Raw genomic sequence first — 17245 nt, 5'->3', positions numbered from 1 at the left:
CTTTACTACCCCTTTATTATGTAGTCTATTTGTTACAGTACCTGTGCTGTCTGTGAAGATAGTAAACTGTACCAATCTGAAACAGTTGGACGTTCTGCTAAATCTGCAAAAGTTATTTCTTTCCCTTCGCGACGCCACTTCTCTACTAAACTCATAATTCTGACCGAATCAAGTCCTCTATTTAGTAAGTCCTCATCAATATCAATACTCTCTACTGGCTCACGAAGTAGTTGTGCAACTAGTTCATGCACTTCCTGTATAGTGATTCCTTCACTCTCATCACCTTTTACACTTTGTAAATTTTTTAATAGTAAGTTTGTTGATGTCGTTACTGCACATCTACTAGATGCATACTCTAATGCTTGTTTATGATGCTCTTGTGAAAAATCAGCAACTGCATCTGCTATAAAGAACGGCTCTATTCCATCCATAAATGCTTCACAAGCTGTTAAAAGGCAGCCAATATGTGCATAAATACCGCAAATAATAAGTTGATCTCTTCCCTGTTCATTTAAAATTTCTAATAGATTTGTCTTTTTAAATGCACTATATCTCCATTTTGTTAAGAATATATCATCCTCATCAGGAGTAAGTTCATCGACAATTTTCTTTTTATCTGGTCCAGCAGGAATACCGTCCCCCCAGAAATCTTGTAATAACCCCCGTTGTTCTAACGTTTGTCCACCTGGTTGTGCTGTATAAACTACTGGTATACCAAGTTCCTTACATCTTTCTCTTATCACCTTAATATTTGAAATGAGTTCTACTTTTGGTGATTCTTTATCGCTATATGCATCAAGAAAATATTCTTGCATGTCATGGATTAGAAGAACCGCACGCTTCGGATCTGGTGTCCAGTTCACTTTATTTTTTGGTAGTTCTGATTCAACTGGCATTTTGTATACTGAAATAGATGGGATAGCCATCTAATCACTTCCTTCCAATTTTTATATTTTTTATCGTTTTGCCGTAATAAGTTTTTCAGTAATGACTTTACGTAACTCTTTTTTGCTTACCTTTCCAACACCTGTTTGCGGGAATGATTCAATAAATTCAATTCGATCTGGAATCTTATAAGCTGCTATACCGCGTTCTCTTAAAAACATTTTTAATTCGCTTACTGTTGGAGCTTGTCCTCGAGCTATAACAAAGGCACAAGTACGTTCTCCTAAATAATCATCAGGCATCGATACAATCGCTACATCATGTACCGCATCATGTGCTAATAGATGATTTTCCACTTCTTCCGCAGCAACTTTCTCACCACCACGGTTAATTTGATCTTTATCCCTACCTTCTACAATGATGTAACCTTGTTCATTTACTTTTACAAGATCACCTGTGCGATAAAATCCATCCTTTGTAAATGATCGTGCATTATGCTCTTCTGCTTTATAATAGCCTCGAATTGTATATGGCCCTCTTGTTAATAAACTACCTACTTCACCAGGTTTTACATCGTTATCATTTTCATCAACAACCCGTACTTCATCGAATGTAGACATCGGTCTACCTTGTGTATGAATGATGATTTCTTCAGGATCATTTAATCTCGTGTAATTTACTAACCCTTCTGCCATACCGAACACTTGCTGTAACGTACATCCAAATGTAGGGCGAATACGCTTTGCAACTTCGGCACTAAATTTCGCACCTCCTACTTGAATCACTTGCAAGCTCGATAAGTCGTTATTACGGGAAGATGCCGCATCCAGCCAAATCATTGCTAATGGCGGAACGAGGGCGGTAATCGTAACTTTTTCTTTTTCTATAAGTGCAAATACCTCGTCTGGGCTCCCTCCAGTTGCCAACACTACTTTTCCACCTGCATAGAAAGTTCCAAATGTCCCTGGAGAACTCATCGGGTAATTATGTGCTACTGGAAGAATTGCCATATAGACGCTCTCTGCATTTAAATTACAAATTTCAGCGCTAACACGTAAACTATAAATATAGTCATCATGCGTTCTAGGAATTAATTTAGAAAGCCCTGTTGTCCCTCCCGATAATTGGAGAAACGCAACATCACTTGGCTTAACTTCTGGTAATGGAACGTAATCTATATATAGATCACTTATGTTCACAAACTCTTCTTCTTCTCCCGCTACAATTACATGTTGTAAAGTGGGCACTTTCTCTTTCACTTCTCTTGCTAGTTTTCGATAATCAAAGCCGAGAGCCTTATCTGAAATAACGTAAGCACTCGCCTCACCAAACTCACAAAAATAACTAATTTCACTGCTTCGATGTGAAGGTAGTGCAAAAACAGGAAGTGCTCCAATGCGAAATAGCGCAAAGCATATTTCGAAAAACTCGATAATGTTAGGTAATTGGATTACAACTCGATCCTCTTGCTTTACTCCTAAATTCAGTAAGCCTGCAGCTAAGCGATCTACTTTTTTATCAAGCTCACTATATGTTATATGCGTATCACCACTTACAACCGCAATTTGATCTCCATATTTTTCAGCACGCTCTCTTAATAACGAACCAAATGTTTCTCCAAGCCAACATCCTTCTTCTCGATAACGATTTGCAAATTCTTCTGGCCATTCCGTATAACCTGTTAACATTCTTTCTTCCCCCTATTTTTCATTCAGCGAATTATCTCTTAGTCCTAAAGCCTTCAGCATTGTTTGGAACTTAGCTGATGTTTCTGCTAACTCATCTTCTGGTTTTGACTCAGCAACAACTCCTGCTCCTGCAAATAATCGAAGTTTATTTTCTTGCACTTCAGCACAGCGAATTGTAACAATCCATTCACCATCTCCATTTAAATCGCTCCATCCTAGCATTCCTGTAAAGAATTCACGGTCAAATGGCTCAATTTTTTGAATAGCCTCTCTCGCTTCTTCCATCGGCGTTCCGCAAACTGCTGGCGTAGGATGAAGAGCAATCGCTAATTCCAAAGAAGTAGTATTTGGATCCTTTAGTTCACCTTTCACTTCAGTAGACAAATGCCACATCGCTTCACTATGAATAACGGATGGTTTTTCTGGAACATGTAATGTATGACAGTATGGACGAAGCGCAGCAGCAACCGCTTCCACTACTACCGCATGTTCATGTAAATCTTTCGGAGAAGAAAGTAACTCCTCTGCTCTTCTCTTATCTTCTACTGGATCATCACTACGTGGTCTTGAACCAGCTAACGGATTAGAAATAACTTGCATACCATTACGTGAAACGAGTAATTCAGGACTTGCTCCAATTAATGTCTTATTACACTCGTTTTCATCTTCCGGTAAATTCACAGCAAATGTATAACCGTGCTTATTATGCTCTGCTAATTCGCGAAGTAGTTTTTGTTTATCAATCTTCTCTGAAGATTTAACATCTAACGATCTGGATAGAACGATTTTCTTTAAATCTCCGTCCTGAATTTTTTCAATCCCTTGCTTCACACCATTCATATAAACTTCAGGAGCTGGAACTGGTGTCATTTCGAATGTCAGTTTCTCATTTCGTTTTATCTCATTTGTTGTCTCTAACTGTAAACGCTCAGTAATTCTACTATGTTCTGGTACGATAAGTTGAACTTCTTTTCTACGATCAAAAGGCAAAGCACCAACAACGATAGGATTCGGATTTCCAGCTTGTTTTGCATTACTTAATACCGCTTGTACAAGTTCTGGAAAACTTTCAATTTCATGATGCTTTACTGTAGTAAACTCTCCTTCTGTCAATATCGTTCGAGTTGGTGAAGCAAAAAAGAACGAAGATTCAGTTTTATAATCTTCTAATAATTTTTCTGACAGTTCCTTTACGGCTATAAGTTCATTCATAGTATTAAAACCTCCTGAATTTTTTATTAAACTCCTAATGTAGCTCCGCCATCGACACATAAATTGTGCATTGTAATATGACTCGCTTTATCAGAGGCTAAAAACAATACTGCTTCAGCAATTTCTGAAGGTTGTGCAATTTTTTGTAACGGAATACCGAGTCTATATGTATTTTGAGAACCAGCAATTATATTTTCAGCTCCATTCTCATCAGCCCATAATAATCTTTGCATTTCAGTTTCAGTAGAACCTGGAGAAACTAAGTTACAGCGAATGTTATACGCTGCAAGTTCTAACCCTAAACATTTCATAAACATCGTCGTTGCAGCTTTTGATGCAGCATACGCAGCCATCTCCATTCTCGGAGTATTTGCCGCATTTGAGCCAACTGTAACAATTGCCCCTGACTTTCTTACCATCATACGTTTACTTACTGCTCGGGACATATAGAAAACTCCTGTAGTATTTACAGAGAATGTTTTATGCCAATCTTCATCACTTAAAGAGTGAATCGCTCCCATGCGTAAAACACCAGCAACATTTACTAATATATCTATTGGTGCTATATCATTTTCAATACCGTTTATCATATCTTCAACAGCGGCACTATCACTCACATCTAAATGAAACGTCTTAATACGGTTTTCATTTAGTGCATAATGATTTAAGAACATATTAAGCCCTTCTGCATTTTGATCAACCGCAATAACTGTAGCTCCTCTTTCTAAAAACATTTTTGCTACAACACTACCTATACCTTGCGCTGCACCTGTTACTAAAACGGTTTTTTCATCAAATTCCCCTAGGCTCATTTCCTCTATCCCTTCATATAAAAATTAATCAAGTTTAACAACACAAATGATAACGATTTTCATTATCACTTATGATGTAAAAAATAATACACTTACTAAACTAATTGGTCAAGTGTACTTTTCATCAAATCAAACCCATTGATAATGATTTTCATTTTCTCTATCTACATCGAAATGATAATGTTTCTCAATATACTTGTCAATCTTTTTTTATTTTTCAGATAAAATATTTTTTACGTTTCTATGCCCGACTGCATCCATAAGCATTAAAATGTACTTTAAATAAAAATTTAATCCATAATTCCTTATCATCTTTTTTGAAATTGAAAAAGAGAACCTGTAGATTTCTTCGCCCACAATACTTTATCAAAAATTTAAGTTTTTCTTTTCTCAATATTTTTCTGAAAATATTTTACTTTACATCTTTCATTTCTCAATGCATATCTTATATATAATCTAAGATTTTCATATATTATGCGTGACTCAATAATATTCCAATATAATCCAATCAGATATTTTAATAACTCTTTTATCAGTAAAATTCCGTAAATAATAAAGACCGGTTAGAGAAAAACTATTAAAATTAGATCATAAATAAAAAAGGAAAGTGGTTCGATATCCACTTCCCTTTCGTAATTTTATTATGTATCGGAAAAAAGCACCCTATTTTATAGGGTACTTTTTAGTTGCCTTAGTGCTATAGAAAATTTAAATACTTACGCTACACTGCGATACTCTTCTTCTTTTTCTTTTTTCTGATTAGGTGCTTGAATTAAAATTGCGATAATAAATGATACGACACATAATACGCCGATCACCATGAATGTTGGTTTAAATCCACCTAGAACTGCACCTATAAAGGAGCCAGCGAGCGCTCCAAATCCAAATCCTTGATACACAATTCCGTAGTTTTTACTATGGTTTTTCATACCGAAGAAATCACCAACAATAGCTGGGAAAATAGTGATATTTCCACCAAAGCAAAACGCTACACTTGCTACACAGACGAAGTAGATACCATAGTTTAAATCTACGAAACTTAAAACTAAGACTGAAGCCGCCATAACAACAAAAGTACCAGTAACGATTTTTAAACGGCCGATTTTATCTGATAACGGTCCTAGAATAATACGACCTAATGTATTGAAAATTGCAACCATAGCCACCGCATTAGCTGCTGTTGCTGCGCTAAGCCCTACAAGTTGAACACCGATGTCTTTTACCATACCAATTAAGTATAAGCCACTCATACATGATGTAAATAACATAATAAATAATAAGTATACTTGTTTTGTGCCTAACATTTCTTTTGTTGTATATTCCTTAGTTTTTGTTTCATGAACTGCACCTTGATCAGCAGCTTGATGGATTAAACATGCGCCAATTACAATCATAGCTGTAACAATTAAACCCCAGTATATAAACGCTTGTGATACACCAACTGATTCAATCAACTGTGCATTAATGTATTTAAAGATTAAGCTACCCGAACCATATGCAGAGACAGAAATACCAGCAATTAAACCTTTACGCTCTGGAAACCACTTTATTAAATTGGATAGTGAAGTGATATATGCTGTACCATCTGCATAACCTACAACAACTCCCGCTAATACATAAAGCAATATTAATGAGGAAGCTTGTGAACTAAGTATTAATCCTAGTCCTAATGCTAGTCCAGCTATCATAATAAGTTTACGAAGTCCCCATTTTTCTTGCAATTTACTCGCAAATAAAGTTGAAAATGCTAAGGAAAGACTAGTAATTGAGAAAGTTATAGCAACAGCGTTTAGACTCCAACCGTATTTACTAACTAATGGCTGATTGAATAAACTCCATGTATATATCGTCCCAAGCCCCATTTGTACTATGACTGTGCCAAGGACAACAAGCCATGGATTAACAGTTGATTTTTTCATATCATTCCGCCTCCTCTTTCTATTTCAATGCTATTCGCTAAATATGCTTTTTTTATTTTCATTTTCGCCACCTCATTCGATTTAACTACTTCATTGTATAAGATGTTTTCACTTATGTAAGCACTTACAAGATAGAGCGTCAAAAATATGGAATCAGTTACAGAAAACGAAGGGTGAAATACAAAAAACTACTTGTTAAATACGTAACAGCTTTTATAATGTTTTACATCAATACGACTTATGTGTGTTTTCATATCCTCTTTTATAAAAAGTTATGCGCCCTGTTACACCATGGCTAGACTCCAAAATTTTGATTATCCTATACAACAAAAAAACACCATATTCTTTTTAACGCTCCAGCTTTGTAACCTGTTGCGCCCGCATTCCTTGATACAAGTCATTTAATAGTCCTATAAACTGGCTTTTCGTTACAAGGCTTGTGCTCAAAAATCCCACTCTTTTTGTATTTCCAATTTCGTACATAAAAATAGAAAATATACAATCTATTTACATAATGTTGCACTTTCAGTTTATTAAACAACAAATATTTTATTGATAAATAAAACTAAACATTCACTAATATATCTATACGTGGTTTAATATATATAATAAACAAACAATTCCGTCTTTTATAAGGAGGTACTATGAAAGCAAACGTAGGGGATACTATACTATTTCAACGAAGTAACTTAAAGATTACAGGATCTGTACTAAAACTATACACTGAATCGGTCTTAGTTGAAGTTACAGATGTGAGCGGTGGTACTTTTGAATTTGACCGAACAATTGTAAATCATAAAAATTATAAAATTTTAAATGCAAATAAATAAAACAATACAAAATAGCCCCTGCTTAACAGCGGAGGCTATTTTGTATAATAACACTTCATTAATTTATATATCCTAAAACACTAACAATCTTGCTTGCTTTTAAATTATTAATGTAATAATAAATTTCTAACCCTCTTCTCTCAGCTCTTAACACTTTACCTTTCATTTTTGATAAATGCTGCGAAACAGTCGATTGAGGAATATTTAATATTTCTGTTAATTGTGTTACATTACAAGTTTTGCGTGCACTTAATTCATTTACGATTTGTAATCGTATTGGATGCGCCATTATTTTTAAAATATCCACATCTTCTTCAGTTACTACACTTTTTTTTATCTCGCTCGTATGTGTTGTCATAAGACATTCCCCTTTTATTTGAATTCCTTTTTATTTATAACTGCTTCTAAATAAAATGATATCTCTAACATACAATTAAGACCCTTATATAGGAATAATTGGATTTTCATCATTTAAAAACACAAATGTTATAAAATTTTATTTATTTGGTACATATACATAATATAATTTCAATTTGTGCTGTATGTGAAGTTCGCATAAATTTAGGGTGAAGATTTTTCAAATAATTAAAACGTTTTTTGATACTATAGGATTCATTTAACTTTCTATATTTTTTTACAGAACTAATAATTCTACCTATAATTAACTATCTAGCGTTTTTAACACATGTTAGGCATTTGTATATACTATTACAAAACACATTATTATTGAGGGGGAATTATAATGCCAACACCATCACAAGAACAAGTTGAAGAAGCTCGTGAAACATATGTCAGTCGTATTATTTTAGTTGGTGGTTCAGCTTTATTTTTAACAGGTGGTGTTATATCTGCGATTTCAGCTTTTAAAAGTTATAACCGTTTGGCAAATACGCCACCTTCTTCAGACAACTCATAGATATATAGTAAAAGGCAGTCTCAATGTGAAACTGCCTTTTGTTTGTCATAATGTCCACATTTAATCCACTTGCAGAAATTATCTACTTCTCTTTTGCAAGATTTCTAGTAAAGTTAGAGATCGAGCAGAACTCGTTTCACAAACTTTGAAGAAAAACGCAAAAAATGAGGAAGGGAACATATAATCTCTCCCCTTCCCAAAGTAATTAACATTAAAGAACAATTTCAGAAAAGCTCGACGAGGTATTCGAAAAGCGTGACCAAAACTGTGACTAGTAATAAAAACCGAAAAAATCGACCTATTTCACTACAAACCTCGTCTGACTACACCCATCCTTCTGCTTCGTTACTTCTAATACAGCTGGCATTGCGTTTTTCAGCTCTTGAACGTGTGAAATGACACCGATAAAGCGGCCTGATTTTTGTAAGTCGATTAGGGCGTCAACTGCCTTCGTTAATGACTCTTCATCTAATGAACCGAACCCTTCATCGATAAACATCGTTTCGATGGAAATACCACCTTCATACGCTTGAATTACGTCTGCCATTCCAAGTGCTAGGCAAAGTGATGCGTTAAATTTCTCACCGCCAGATAATGTTTTTACATCTCGGGTTTGACCTGTGTATGCGTCATATACATCTAAGCCTAATCCACTTTGTCGATTTCTCTTTTCAACTCGTTCACTTCGTTTTAAATAAAATTGTCCATTTGATAATTTACGTAATCGTTCGTTTGCGATTTGAACGATTTGTTCTAGATACTCAATTAAGATGTAACGTTCAAAGGATATACGACTTTCATTATCGCCTTTCATTACTTCATATAAATCAACAAGTTCTTGGAATGCTTTTTCTTCCTCATGAATTTGTTCATCAATTCGTTTAATGTTTTCATGTAAATCAGAAATATATGTTACCGCATTTTGCGCACGTTGACGTTTTTCTTTTATTATATCAAGATTAATTTGTAATTCTGTTATGTGTTCACCTAACGCCGTAATATCCATGTACTCTTTATCTTTTAATTCAGCATGTAACTCTTCAATTTGTTTTGCAAGCACTTCAAGAGATGAATAATAACTTTGAATTTCTTTTTGTAACATCTCCATCTCGATATCATTTAATTTAGCTTCTTTATACATGATTTGATCTGTAAATCCGCTCTGTTCAAGCTCTTTCATAAAGCGCGCGAAAGTCTCTTCTTTCTTCACTTTTGTACTTTCAAATTGATTAGAAGCACTTTCCTGTTCTGCTTGAATACGTATATTTTCATTTTGCCAATGTTGATACGCTTCCTGCACTTTCTTCCATTCGTCTTCCATTAATCTGAGTTCATGCATAGCTTGGTCAAACTGAACTTTCCAAGCTTGTACTGTTTGTAAGCTTTCAGGAATACTTTTCTTATCATGTTCATATGACGTACGAAGCTGCATACACTCAATTTCTATACGGTGCTGCTCTATTTCTACCTCACGCTTTTGTTTCTGAAGTACATCTACTTTTTCTTCTACGCTTTTTATATTCACAGCAGTTTGCTTACGCGTTTCTTCGCTTGCTTTTAACGTATTCACTTCAGTTGCTAATTGTTTTCCCTTTTGAACAAGCGCACTGTATGTTTCAACTAATTCTTCCGAGCGATAGCCTCGCTTCTTAACCTCTTCTATTACCTGTTCATATTGAAGATGATAGAAATTCCATTTCTCCTCTAATTGAACATGTAATTTTTCAGCAACATTCTTCTTGTCTCTTAAATCATTTAACTCTTTCTCATCAATCGCATCACTTTGCTCTGTAGCTTTTTTCGGATGGTTCGTACTACCACATACTGGACAAGATTCACCATCATGTAAATGAAGAGCTAATATACCAGCTTGTTCACTTAACCAGCGACGTTCCATATTTTCATATGCTTTAACTGCCAATTGCATCTTATTATATGCCGCTTCTTTTTCTTGCTCGAATTTTTGTTTTTCTTGCCAAACATCATATGCTTGCTTTAAAATTTTTGCATCTTCTCGCATATTCGTTAGCTCTTCTACTTTAGCTACATATTGTTCAAGCGCTACTTCTAATTGCTGTAATTCATCAGACATTAGCTGTTTTTGATTTGTATGCTCCTCTAATTGTCGATCTAAGTTTTGCATACTTTCTTTTAATTTCTCTACTTGAATTTCTGTATTTTGTAAATTCAACTGTTTCTCAGCTAATGATGCAATGATCGGTTGTAACTCTTCTAATCTTTGAACGAGTTTTTTTGCATTTTCTCTCTCAGGTTCTTTATTCTTTACTGCTTCATATTTTTCCTGAGCAAGTTCAAAGTTATTCGTTATATTTTCTTTTTTGGCGATTATCTGTTTTAACAAACTTTCAGCCTTCTGCTCATTTTGCATTGCTTCTTCGTACCATTGTTCAAATGGTAATAAGCGCTTTGCTTGTTCCGCACGTTTAAAAGATTTTTCTTTCATTTCAATAACTGTACGGTTTTCTTGTAAAGTATTATATTTCTCATTCTTTTGTTGTAAATCTATAAATTTCTCATTTACAGATTTCGCTGCATGAAAACGTGTTTCAGCATCCTTTAATTGCTTCGTTTGAACATCTTGTTCTACTTGTAATTTCTCAACCTCTGCCTTATACGCAGCTGTTTCTTGTTCTAATGCCTCTACTACTTGATGTGTATTTACATGCTCTTGTTCCACTAATGTCTCTAACAATGCTCCATCACGTATTGGCAATTTAAAAACATTACGGAAATATAGCTCTCGTTCTTTTTGTTTTTCTTGTAAGACGTCCTTCCATTGTTTGCGTTTTTGGTCAAGTAATTCACGCATTAACTTATAACGATCTGTTTTAAAAATACGACGTAAAATCTCTTCTTTATTTTCTGTTTCAGACGTTAATAGCTTTCGGAACTCTCCTTGCGGTAACATTACTATTTGGCTAAATTGATGTTTACTTAATCCAATTAAATCTTCAACTTTATTATTTACATCCGTTACATGAAAACGATCGACACAAGGAACCTTTTCTTCATTAATTACTTCATATAATTCAACTGCATGTCCTGTAATTGTTTTATTCCCTTGTTTTTTATGCCCCAGTTGTCGCTTTATTTCATATCTTTTCCCTTTTAATTGAAAGGTTAATTCCACACTTGTATAAACATTATCATCAGCAAATTGACTACGGAGCATGCTTGTATCACTACGCTCTTCCCCACTAGCTTCTCCATATAACACATAACAAATCGCATCAAAAATCGTTGTCTTTCCAGCTCCTGTATTCCCAGAAATGGCGAAGATACGATGATCTCCAAGATCGTTAAAATCGATTACTTCTTTCTGTTTATAGGGCCCAAATGCTGTCATAATTAGCTGAATCGGTCTCATCCTCGCTCACCTTCCCGTTCTTGCACTGTTTGTAATACCTCTATAAATAGACGTTCTTTCTCTTCTGATAACTCTAACCCTTTCATTTCTTTATAAAAAGCTTTTAAAAGTGATAAATCATCCGTTTTATGTCTTGAAATAGTTACTTCATTTTCATCTGTGAACTCTCGTCTTTGAATAGATCTTTCAACATGCATTGCATTTGGGTATACAGAACGTATTTTTTCCATTGGCTGCAAGACTGGATTTTCGTCTAATAATTTCACAAATACATAATCCTCATCTACTGGATGATGCAATAAGTCATCTATTTTTGCTTCTACTGTGCGCATTTTACGACGTGGTGTAAGTAACCGTTTTTCAATTGTTGTTTCACCTTTTTCATCCAGTTCCACAATATAATATCCTTTTTTATGTTTTTCTTCAGAGATAGAATAGGCAAGTGGCGAACCTGAATAACGAATTGTCTCATTACGTACAAAATGCGCTTGATGTAAATGACCAAGCGCCGTGTAATGAAACTTATCAAAATAATGGCTATTTACATATTCAGCACCACCAATTGAAAGTGGTCGTTCCGCATCACTTGTATTTTCCTCAGCCTCTCCTGAAGAAGTTACAAATGCATGTCCTACAAATACATGTCTCGCTTCTTTATCCATCGTTTCAGAAAGTTCATTCATAAAAATACGCATCGCATCATCATGAGAACGAACATCTTCATTTTTCAATATATGTCTAACAATACTTGGATCCGCATACGGAATGAGATGGAAATGAACCTCTCCGTATTCATCATTTAAAACAACAGGATTATATGGAAACTGGAATTGTCCAACAATATGTAATCCTTGTTTTTTCATTAAATTACTACCAAAATGTATACGGTCCGGACTATCGTGGTTTCCTGCAACTGCGATTACTGGTGTTTGTAAATCAATAACTATTTTTTGTAATACATCATTTAATAAGTCTACTGCTTCTGTAGGTGGAATTGCTCGGTCATATAAATCTCCTGCAATAATTACAGCATCCGGTTTTTCTTCTTCAACAGCTTGTACAAACTGATCTAACACAATTTTTTGATCTTCAGTCATATATACACCATGAACAAGCTTACCTAAATGCCAATCCGCTGTATGAAAAAACTTCATATTATCCTTCTCCTTTTAGTTTACTGATTGTAGTGAAACGAGCTGATAGTTTAGTGTAGTTTTTCCGTTCTCCCATTCTAACTTTTGGACAATTGCACTACCGATTCTTTCTTCGTTTGATTTATATAAAGGCAATATTTCTTGAACAGTAAATAGATGATAACCATCTAAATTTAATTGAAATAAATTATCTTCTATATGTAATCTTACTTCTTTTTCATTTGAAATAATTTTTGTGTGCATCTCAAATTTCATGCTAGATACAACCCCTTTTTTCTAATCTCTACATTTTAATAGTATAGTGGTCATGCAAGATTGACAAGTAAATACACTACGATGTACACACTTTTTTAATTATAAGTATTTTATGTTTTTTTACATAAAGTACGGTATGTGAAATTTTAAATCTACAAAAATAAAAATGCCATTCAGGCATCCTTATTTTTGTAAGTACTCTTTCATAACGTAGTACAATACAGTTATTAAGACAATCGCTACAAAAAACGCGAATACGGCCACTACATACCCATCTTTATTTAGTAAAAAACATATGGAAATAGATATTATAAAAATCGGAAACACGAGACGCACCTTATCCTTCACTTCTTCTGTCGTATCTGTATGATGAAAATACTGTGTAATTCCTACCATAAGAGATGACAAAATAATTACCGACAATAGTAAAGGTCCTGGCATTCCGATCTCTCCTTTCTCTATTTCTAATTATATACAAACCCCACGTTCTTTAAAAGTTAGACAATTCAGCTTTTTAATTTTTTCTACATCCACTCTTTAATAAATTGTTACGCCACACATAATAACTCAATATAAATTATACATATAATAGCGCCTTCAACACTATAATTCCAAATAATTGCGCTTACAGTAATGTTGTAATATTCCTCTTCATTCTTCAAAATCCTGCAAATATAACTCGTCAAAATATGCGGAGTACATATTAATCCTTATAGCGCCAATATTAGACAAATTTATAAAGGACATTTCATCATGTATCAAGAAATAAGAATAGGAAGATATGTAAGGGAGGATTTATAATGACTGAACACGTTTTATTTTCTGTTAGCGAAAACGGCGTTGCATCTATTACTTTAAACCGTCCAAAGGCACTTAATTCTTTATCCTATGACATGTTAAAACCAATTGGGCAAAAACTTAAAGAATGGGAACAAGATGATCAGATTACAGTTATCGTTTTAAAAGGAGCTGGAACGAAAGGTTTTTGTGCAGGTGGCGACATTAAAACGCTATACGAAGCACGTTCAAATGAGATTGCATTACAGCATGCAGAACAATTTTTTGAAGAAGAATATGAAATTGATACATTTATTTATCAATATAAAAAACCAATTATCGCCTGTTTAGATGGAATCGTAATGGGCGGTGGTGTTGGTCTGACAAATGGAGCTAAATATCGAATTGTAACAGAACGTACGAAGTGGGCAATGCCTGAAATGAACATCGGTTTCTTCCCAGATGTCGGTGCTGCTTATTTCTTAAATAAAGCTCCAGGATCTACTGGCCGATATGTTGCTTTAACAGCATCCATTTTAAAAGCTCCTGATGTATTATATATAAACGCTGCTGATTATTTTATGACATCAGATTCATTACCAAATTTCCTTACCGCACTTGAAAATGTAAATTGGAATAAAGAAGATGTACATACTCATTTAAAAGAAGTTATTCGTACATTTGCAACTGCTCCAAACTTAGATGGCAATCTTTCTTCTTCATTAGAAGAAATTAATTCGCATTTTGCATTCGATACAATTGAGGGAATCATTCAATCGTTAGAGAAAGATCCAAGTTCCTTTGCCCAAGCAACGAAAGAAAAGCTATTATCAAAATCCCCTGTTTCATTAAAAGTAACATTAAAACAATTTATCGATGGCCAAGAAAAGTCAGTTGAAGAATGTTTCGCGACAGACCTTATACTCGCTAAAAACTTCATGCGACATGAAGACTTCTTTGAAGGAGTACGCTCAGTTGTAGTTGATAAAGATCAAAATCCAAATTATAAATATAAACAATTAAGTGATGTTTCAGAAGAAGATGTAAATCGTTTCTTTAACTTACTTAACGCCTAAACAACGAGGCCATATATTGTAGCTTACTCTCAGCTACTCTATATGACCTCTTCTTTTTAGTTAAATAATTTTAAATATAATTTAATTTTATTTAACTAAAATATATGTTAAACTAACGTTAATCGAATTTTCTAAAAACAACAAAGGAAGGCGGATAACATTATGGAAAATTATTTTTTGTTTATTATCATGTCTATATGTCTTATTATTCTACCCGGTCCTGATACAGCAATGGCTACGAAAAATACATTGGTTGCTGGAAAAATCGGCGGCGTAAAAACTGTTTTTGGTACTTGTGTTGCACTTTTAATTCACACTTTAGCTGCTGTAATTGGTCTTTCGGCACTTATTGTAAAGTCTGCTCTTTTATTTTCTATTTTTAAATATGTTGGTGCTGTATATTTAGTCTATATTGGTATTAAAGCCCTTTTAGCAGTAAGAAGCACAGAAGACTTAACTACAAATGAAGTTCCAATAAATAATGAAAATAAACATACTTCTTGCTTTCGCCAAGGGTTTCTTACAAATTTACTAAACCCTAAGGTTGCAGTTTTCTTTTTAACTTTTTTACCACAGTTTTTAAACCCAAATCATAATACATTTATACAACTTCTCGTTATGGGACTTACTTATCTCATTTTAACAGTCATTTGGTTTGCTTTTTATATATTTTTAATTGATAAAATTAGTGCTTTTATGAAAAAACCGAAGACACAGCGTTATATTCAAGGAGTTACAGGACTCGTCTTAATTGGATTTGGTATTAAATTAGCCTTTGAAAGAAATAATTAATACACAATAAAAAACCACTCTTTAGAGTGGTTTTTTATTGTAACAACTTACATACTATTTCTTAAAACCAACGCTCAGTTACGACTTTTTTGCGTGTATAAAATTGAACGCCATCCGTACCATTTGTACCAAGATCTCCAAAGAATGAAGCTTTGTTTCCTGCAAATGCGAAGAATGCCATTGGTGCTGGAACATTAACATTTACACCAATCATACCAGCATCAATATTGTCTCGGAATGTTTGTGCATGTTTTCCATTTGATGTATAAATAACAGCACCATTCGCAAATTTCGATTGATTTGTCAGCTTAATACCTTCTTCTAAATCTTTTACTCTTACAATACTTAATACTGGAGCGAAAATTTCATCTTGCCAAATTTTCATTTCTTGATTTACACCATCAAAGATCGTTGCACCAACAAAGTAACCTTCCCCAACTTCTTCATTGATTTTACGACCATCGACCAGTAAAGTTGCTCCATCTGTTACACCGCTATTAATATAGCCTAAAACACGTTCTTTATGAGATTCACGGATTAATGGTCCAACATAATTATCTTCGTTGAAACCGTCACCTACTTTTAGCTTTTTCGTCTCTGCTACTAGTACATCGATGAACTCATCAGCGATTTCATCTACTACTGCTACAACAGAACATGCCATGCAGCGCTCGCCACTACTTGCAAACGCAGATCCAATTACACCTTGTACTGTTTTTTCAAGATTGCAATCTGACATTACAATCGCATGATTTTTCGCACCTGCTAACGCTTGTACACGTTTTCCATGTTTCGTACCTGTTTCATATACGTAACGAGCTACCGGTTCAGACCCAACGAATGAAACAGCTTGAATATCTTTATTTTCTAAAATGCTATTTACAACATCTTTTCCGCCTTGTACTAAATTTAATACTCCTTTTGGGAAACCAGCTTCATAGAATAACTCTACAAGTCGCTCTGCTAAAAGTGGCGTTCTTTCAGATGTTTTTAATACGAATGTATTACCGCAAGCAATTGCAAGTGGGAACATCCATAATGGAATCATCATTGGGAAGTTAAACGGTGTAATACCAGCAACAACACCGATTGGATAGCGCCAAATCGACCCATCAATTCCGCTAGCAATATTCGGAAGAGCTTGTCCCATCATTAAATTTGGTGCTGATGTTGCAAGTTCTACTGCTTCAATACCACGCTGCACTTCACCAGTTGCATCCGTTAGTGTTTTACCGTTTTCTAGCGTAATGATTTTTGCAAGCTCTTCTTTGTTTCCTTGTAAAAGCTGTAAATATTTATACAATTGTCTTGAACGATTCGGAACTGGTACTTTAGACCATGTTTCATATGCTGCTTTTGCCGCTTCAACAGCTTTTTCAACATCTTCTTTCGGAGATAGCGGAACGTAAGCGATAATTTTTCCAGTCGCTGGATTTGGAACTGCTTCTACTTCTGTACCAGTAGACTCTACCCACTCACCATTAATATGATTTTTTACTCGTTTAATTTCAGTTGTAATCATTATATTCTCTCCTTTTTTA

General features: G+C 34.4%; 15 protein-coding genes. 4 read left to right on the top strand and 11 right to left on the bottom strand.

The features are described from left to right. Nucleotides 1–32: 32 nt before the first annotated feature. The 5 genes from BAU23_RS08910 to BAU23_RS08890 all read right to left on the bottom strand — a co-directional run bounded on the left by BAU23_RS08910 (nucleotide 33) and on the right by BAU23_RS08890 (nucleotide 6516). The gene (locus BAU23_RS08910; RefSeq protein ID WP_071734154.1) at nucleotides 33–926 is read right to left on the bottom strand and encodes an isochorismatase family protein; all 894 of its coding nucleotides are present in this window, start codon (nucleotides 924–926) and stop codon (nucleotides 33–35) included. 30 nt (nucleotides 927–956) lie between these two features. Then, on the bottom strand, nucleotides 957–2573 hold the full coding sequence (locus tag BAU23_RS08905; RefSeq protein ID WP_071734152.1) for a (2,3-dihydroxybenzoyl)adenylate synthase: 1617 nt from the start codon (nucleotides 2571–2573) through the stop codon (nucleotides 957–959). A 12-nt stretch (nucleotides 2574–2585) separates the two neighbouring features. Then, on the bottom strand, nucleotides 2586–3785 hold the full coding sequence (gene dhbC, locus BAU23_RS08900; RefSeq protein WP_071734150.1) for an isochorismate synthase DhbC: 1200 nt from the start codon (nucleotides 3783–3785) through the stop codon (nucleotides 2586–2588). 26 nt (nucleotides 3786–3811) lie between these two features. Continuing rightward, nucleotides 3812–4597: a 2,3-dihydro-2,3-dihydroxybenzoate dehydrogenase gene (dhbA, locus tag BAU23_RS08895; protein WP_000051962.1), complete on the bottom strand. Its 786-nt coding sequence runs from the start codon at nucleotides 4595–4597 to the stop codon at nucleotides 3812–3814. 716 nt (nucleotides 4598–5313) lie between these two features. After that, nucleotides 5314–6516 (bottom strand): L-lactate MFS transporter, encoded by a 1203-nt coding sequence (locus BAU23_RS08890; RefSeq protein ID WP_000750123.1) that lies wholly within the window; start codon nucleotides 6514–6516, stop codon nucleotides 5314–5316. A 644-nt stretch (nucleotides 6517–7160) separates the two neighbouring features. On the opposite strand from BAU23_RS08890, the gene BAU23_RS08885 reads away from it, so the two are divergent. Beyond that, the gene (locus BAU23_RS08885) at nucleotides 7161–7346 is read left to right on the top strand and encodes a YkvS family protein (RefSeq protein ID WP_000646796.1); all 186 of its coding nucleotides are present in this window, start codon (nucleotides 7161–7163) and stop codon (nucleotides 7344–7346) included. A 58-nt stretch (nucleotides 7347–7404) separates the two neighbouring features. Here the strand turns inward: BAU23_RS08885 and BAU23_RS08880 are convergent, their stop codons facing one another. Further along, nucleotides 7405–7704: an ArsR/SmtB family transcription factor gene (locus tag BAU23_RS08880; protein WP_000207284.1), complete on the bottom strand. Its 300-nt coding sequence runs from the start codon at nucleotides 7702–7704 to the stop codon at nucleotides 7405–7407. 384 nt (nucleotides 7705–8088) lie between these two features. Here BAU23_RS08880 and BAU23_RS30140 point away from each other — a divergent pair, with 384 nt between their 5' ends. Next, complete coding sequence (locus BAU23_RS30140; RefSeq protein ID WP_001143088.1) at nucleotides 8089–8262, top strand: hypothetical protein; 174 nt, start codon at nucleotides 8089–8091, stop codon at nucleotides 8260–8262. 298 nt (nucleotides 8263–8560) lie between these two features. Here BAU23_RS30140 and BAU23_RS08870 read toward each other — a convergent pair whose 3' ends face one another. The 4 genes from BAU23_RS08870 to BAU23_RS08855 all read right to left on the bottom strand — a co-directional run bounded on the left by BAU23_RS08870 (nucleotide 8561) and on the right by BAU23_RS08855 (nucleotide 13500). Continuing rightward, nucleotides 8561–11650, bottom strand: coding sequence for an AAA family ATPase (locus BAU23_RS08870; RefSeq protein ID WP_071734148.1), 3090 nt, complete (start codon nucleotides 11648–11650; stop codon nucleotides 8561–8563). After that, nucleotides 11647–12804, bottom strand: coding sequence for an exonuclease SbcCD subunit D (locus tag BAU23_RS08865; RefSeq protein ID WP_000667658.1), 1158 nt, complete (start codon nucleotides 12802–12804; stop codon nucleotides 11647–11649). Before BAU23_RS08865 ends, BAU23_RS08870 begins: the two co-directional genes overlap by 4 nt. Before the next feature lie 15 nt (nucleotides 12805–12819). Then, entirely contained in the window at nucleotides 12820–13059 is a 240-nt protein-coding gene (locus BAU23_RS08860) for a DUF2584 family protein (protein WP_000667340.1), read from the bottom strand. A 183-nt stretch (nucleotides 13060–13242) separates the two neighbouring features. Then, entirely contained in the window at nucleotides 13243–13500 is a 258-nt protein-coding gene (locus tag BAU23_RS08855; protein WP_001119412.1) for a hypothetical protein, read from the bottom strand. 359 nt (nucleotides 13501–13859) lie between these two features. Here BAU23_RS08855 and BAU23_RS08850 point away from each other — a divergent pair, with 359 nt between their 5' ends. Beyond that, a complete protein-coding gene (locus BAU23_RS08850; protein ID WP_000134895.1) occupies nucleotides 13860–14912 on the top strand; it encodes an enoyl-CoA hydratase/isomerase family protein in 1053 nt (350 codons plus the stop codon). Nucleotides 14913–15071: 159 nt separating this feature from the next. Next, the gene (locus BAU23_RS08845; protein ID WP_080018077.1) at nucleotides 15072–15704 is read left to right on the top strand and encodes a LysE family translocator; all 633 of its coding nucleotides are present in this window, start codon (nucleotides 15072–15074) and stop codon (nucleotides 15702–15704) included. A 61-nt stretch (nucleotides 15705–15765) separates the two neighbouring features. Here BAU23_RS08845 and BAU23_RS08840 read toward each other — a convergent pair whose 3' ends face one another. Further along, nucleotides 15766–17226: a CoA-acylating methylmalonate-semialdehyde dehydrogenase gene (locus BAU23_RS08840; RefSeq protein WP_071734146.1), complete on the bottom strand. Its 1461-nt coding sequence runs from the start codon at nucleotides 17224–17226 to the stop codon at nucleotides 15766–15768. Nucleotides 17227–17245: the final 19 nt, after the last annotated feature.

The sequence above is a fragment of the Bacillus nitratireducens genome, assembly GCF_001884135.1.
In the GTDB taxonomy this organism is placed as follows: domain Bacteria; phylum Bacillota; class Bacilli; order Bacillales; family Bacillaceae_G; genus Bacillus_A; species Bacillus_A nitratireducens.
Note: the sequence above shows the minus strand (reverse complement) of the source record. Positions and strands in the feature narration are given on the sequence as shown.

What these genes read in the sequence shown, in the direction of transcription:
- BAU23_RS08910 (WP_071734154.1), bottom strand. Translation starts at nt 926, where the DNA reads ATGGCTATCCCATCTATTTCAGTATACAAAATGCCAGTTGAATCAGAA.
- BAU23_RS08905 (WP_071734152.1), bottom strand. Translation starts at nt 2,573, where the DNA reads ATGTTAACAGGTTATACGGAATGGCCAGAAGAATTTGCAAATCGTTAT.
- dhbC (WP_071734150.1), bottom strand. Translation starts at nt 3,785, where the DNA reads ATGAATGAACTTATAGCCGTAAAGGAACTGTCAGAAAAATTATTAGAA.
- dhbA (WP_000051962.1), bottom strand. Translation starts at nt 4,597, where the DNA reads ATGAGCCTAGGGGAATTTGATGAAAAAACCGTTTTAGTAACAGGTGCA.
- BAU23_RS08890 (WP_000750123.1), bottom strand. Translation starts at nt 6,516, where the DNA reads ATGAAAAAATCAACTGTTAATCCATGGCTTGTTGTCCTTGGCACAGTC.
- BAU23_RS08885 (WP_000646796.1), top strand. Translation starts at nt 7,161, where the DNA reads ATGAAAGCAAACGTAGGGGATACTATACTATTTCAACGAAGTAACTTA.
- BAU23_RS08880 (WP_000207284.1), bottom strand. Translation starts at nt 7,704, where the DNA reads ATGACAACACATACGAGCGAGATAAAAAAAAGTGTAGTAACTGAAGAA.
- BAU23_RS30140 (WP_001143088.1), top strand. Translation starts at nt 8,089, where the DNA reads ATGCCAACACCATCACAAGAACAAGTTGAAGAAGCTCGTGAAACATAT.
- BAU23_RS08870 (WP_071734148.1), bottom strand. Translation starts at nt 11,650, where the DNA reads ATGAGACCGATTCAGCTAATTATGACAGCATTTGGGCCCTATAAACAG.
- BAU23_RS08865 (WP_000667658.1), bottom strand. Translation starts at nt 12,804, where the DNA reads ATGAAGTTTTTTCATACAGCGGATTGGCATTTAGGTAAGCTTGTTCAT.
- BAU23_RS08860 (WP_000667340.1), bottom strand. Translation starts at nt 13,059, where the DNA reads ATGAAATTTGAGATGCACACAAAAATTATTTCAAATGAAAAAGAAGTA.
- BAU23_RS08855 (WP_001119412.1), bottom strand. Translation starts at nt 13,500, where the DNA reads ATGCCAGGACCTTTACTATTGTCGGTAATTATTTTGTCATCTCTTATG.
- BAU23_RS08850 (WP_000134895.1), top strand. Translation starts at nt 13,860, where the DNA reads ATGACTGAACACGTTTTATTTTCTGTTAGCGAAAACGGCGTTGCATCT.
- BAU23_RS08840 (WP_071734146.1), bottom strand. Translation starts at nt 17,226, where the DNA reads ATGATTACAACTGAAATTAAACGAGTAAAAAATCATATTAATGGTGAG.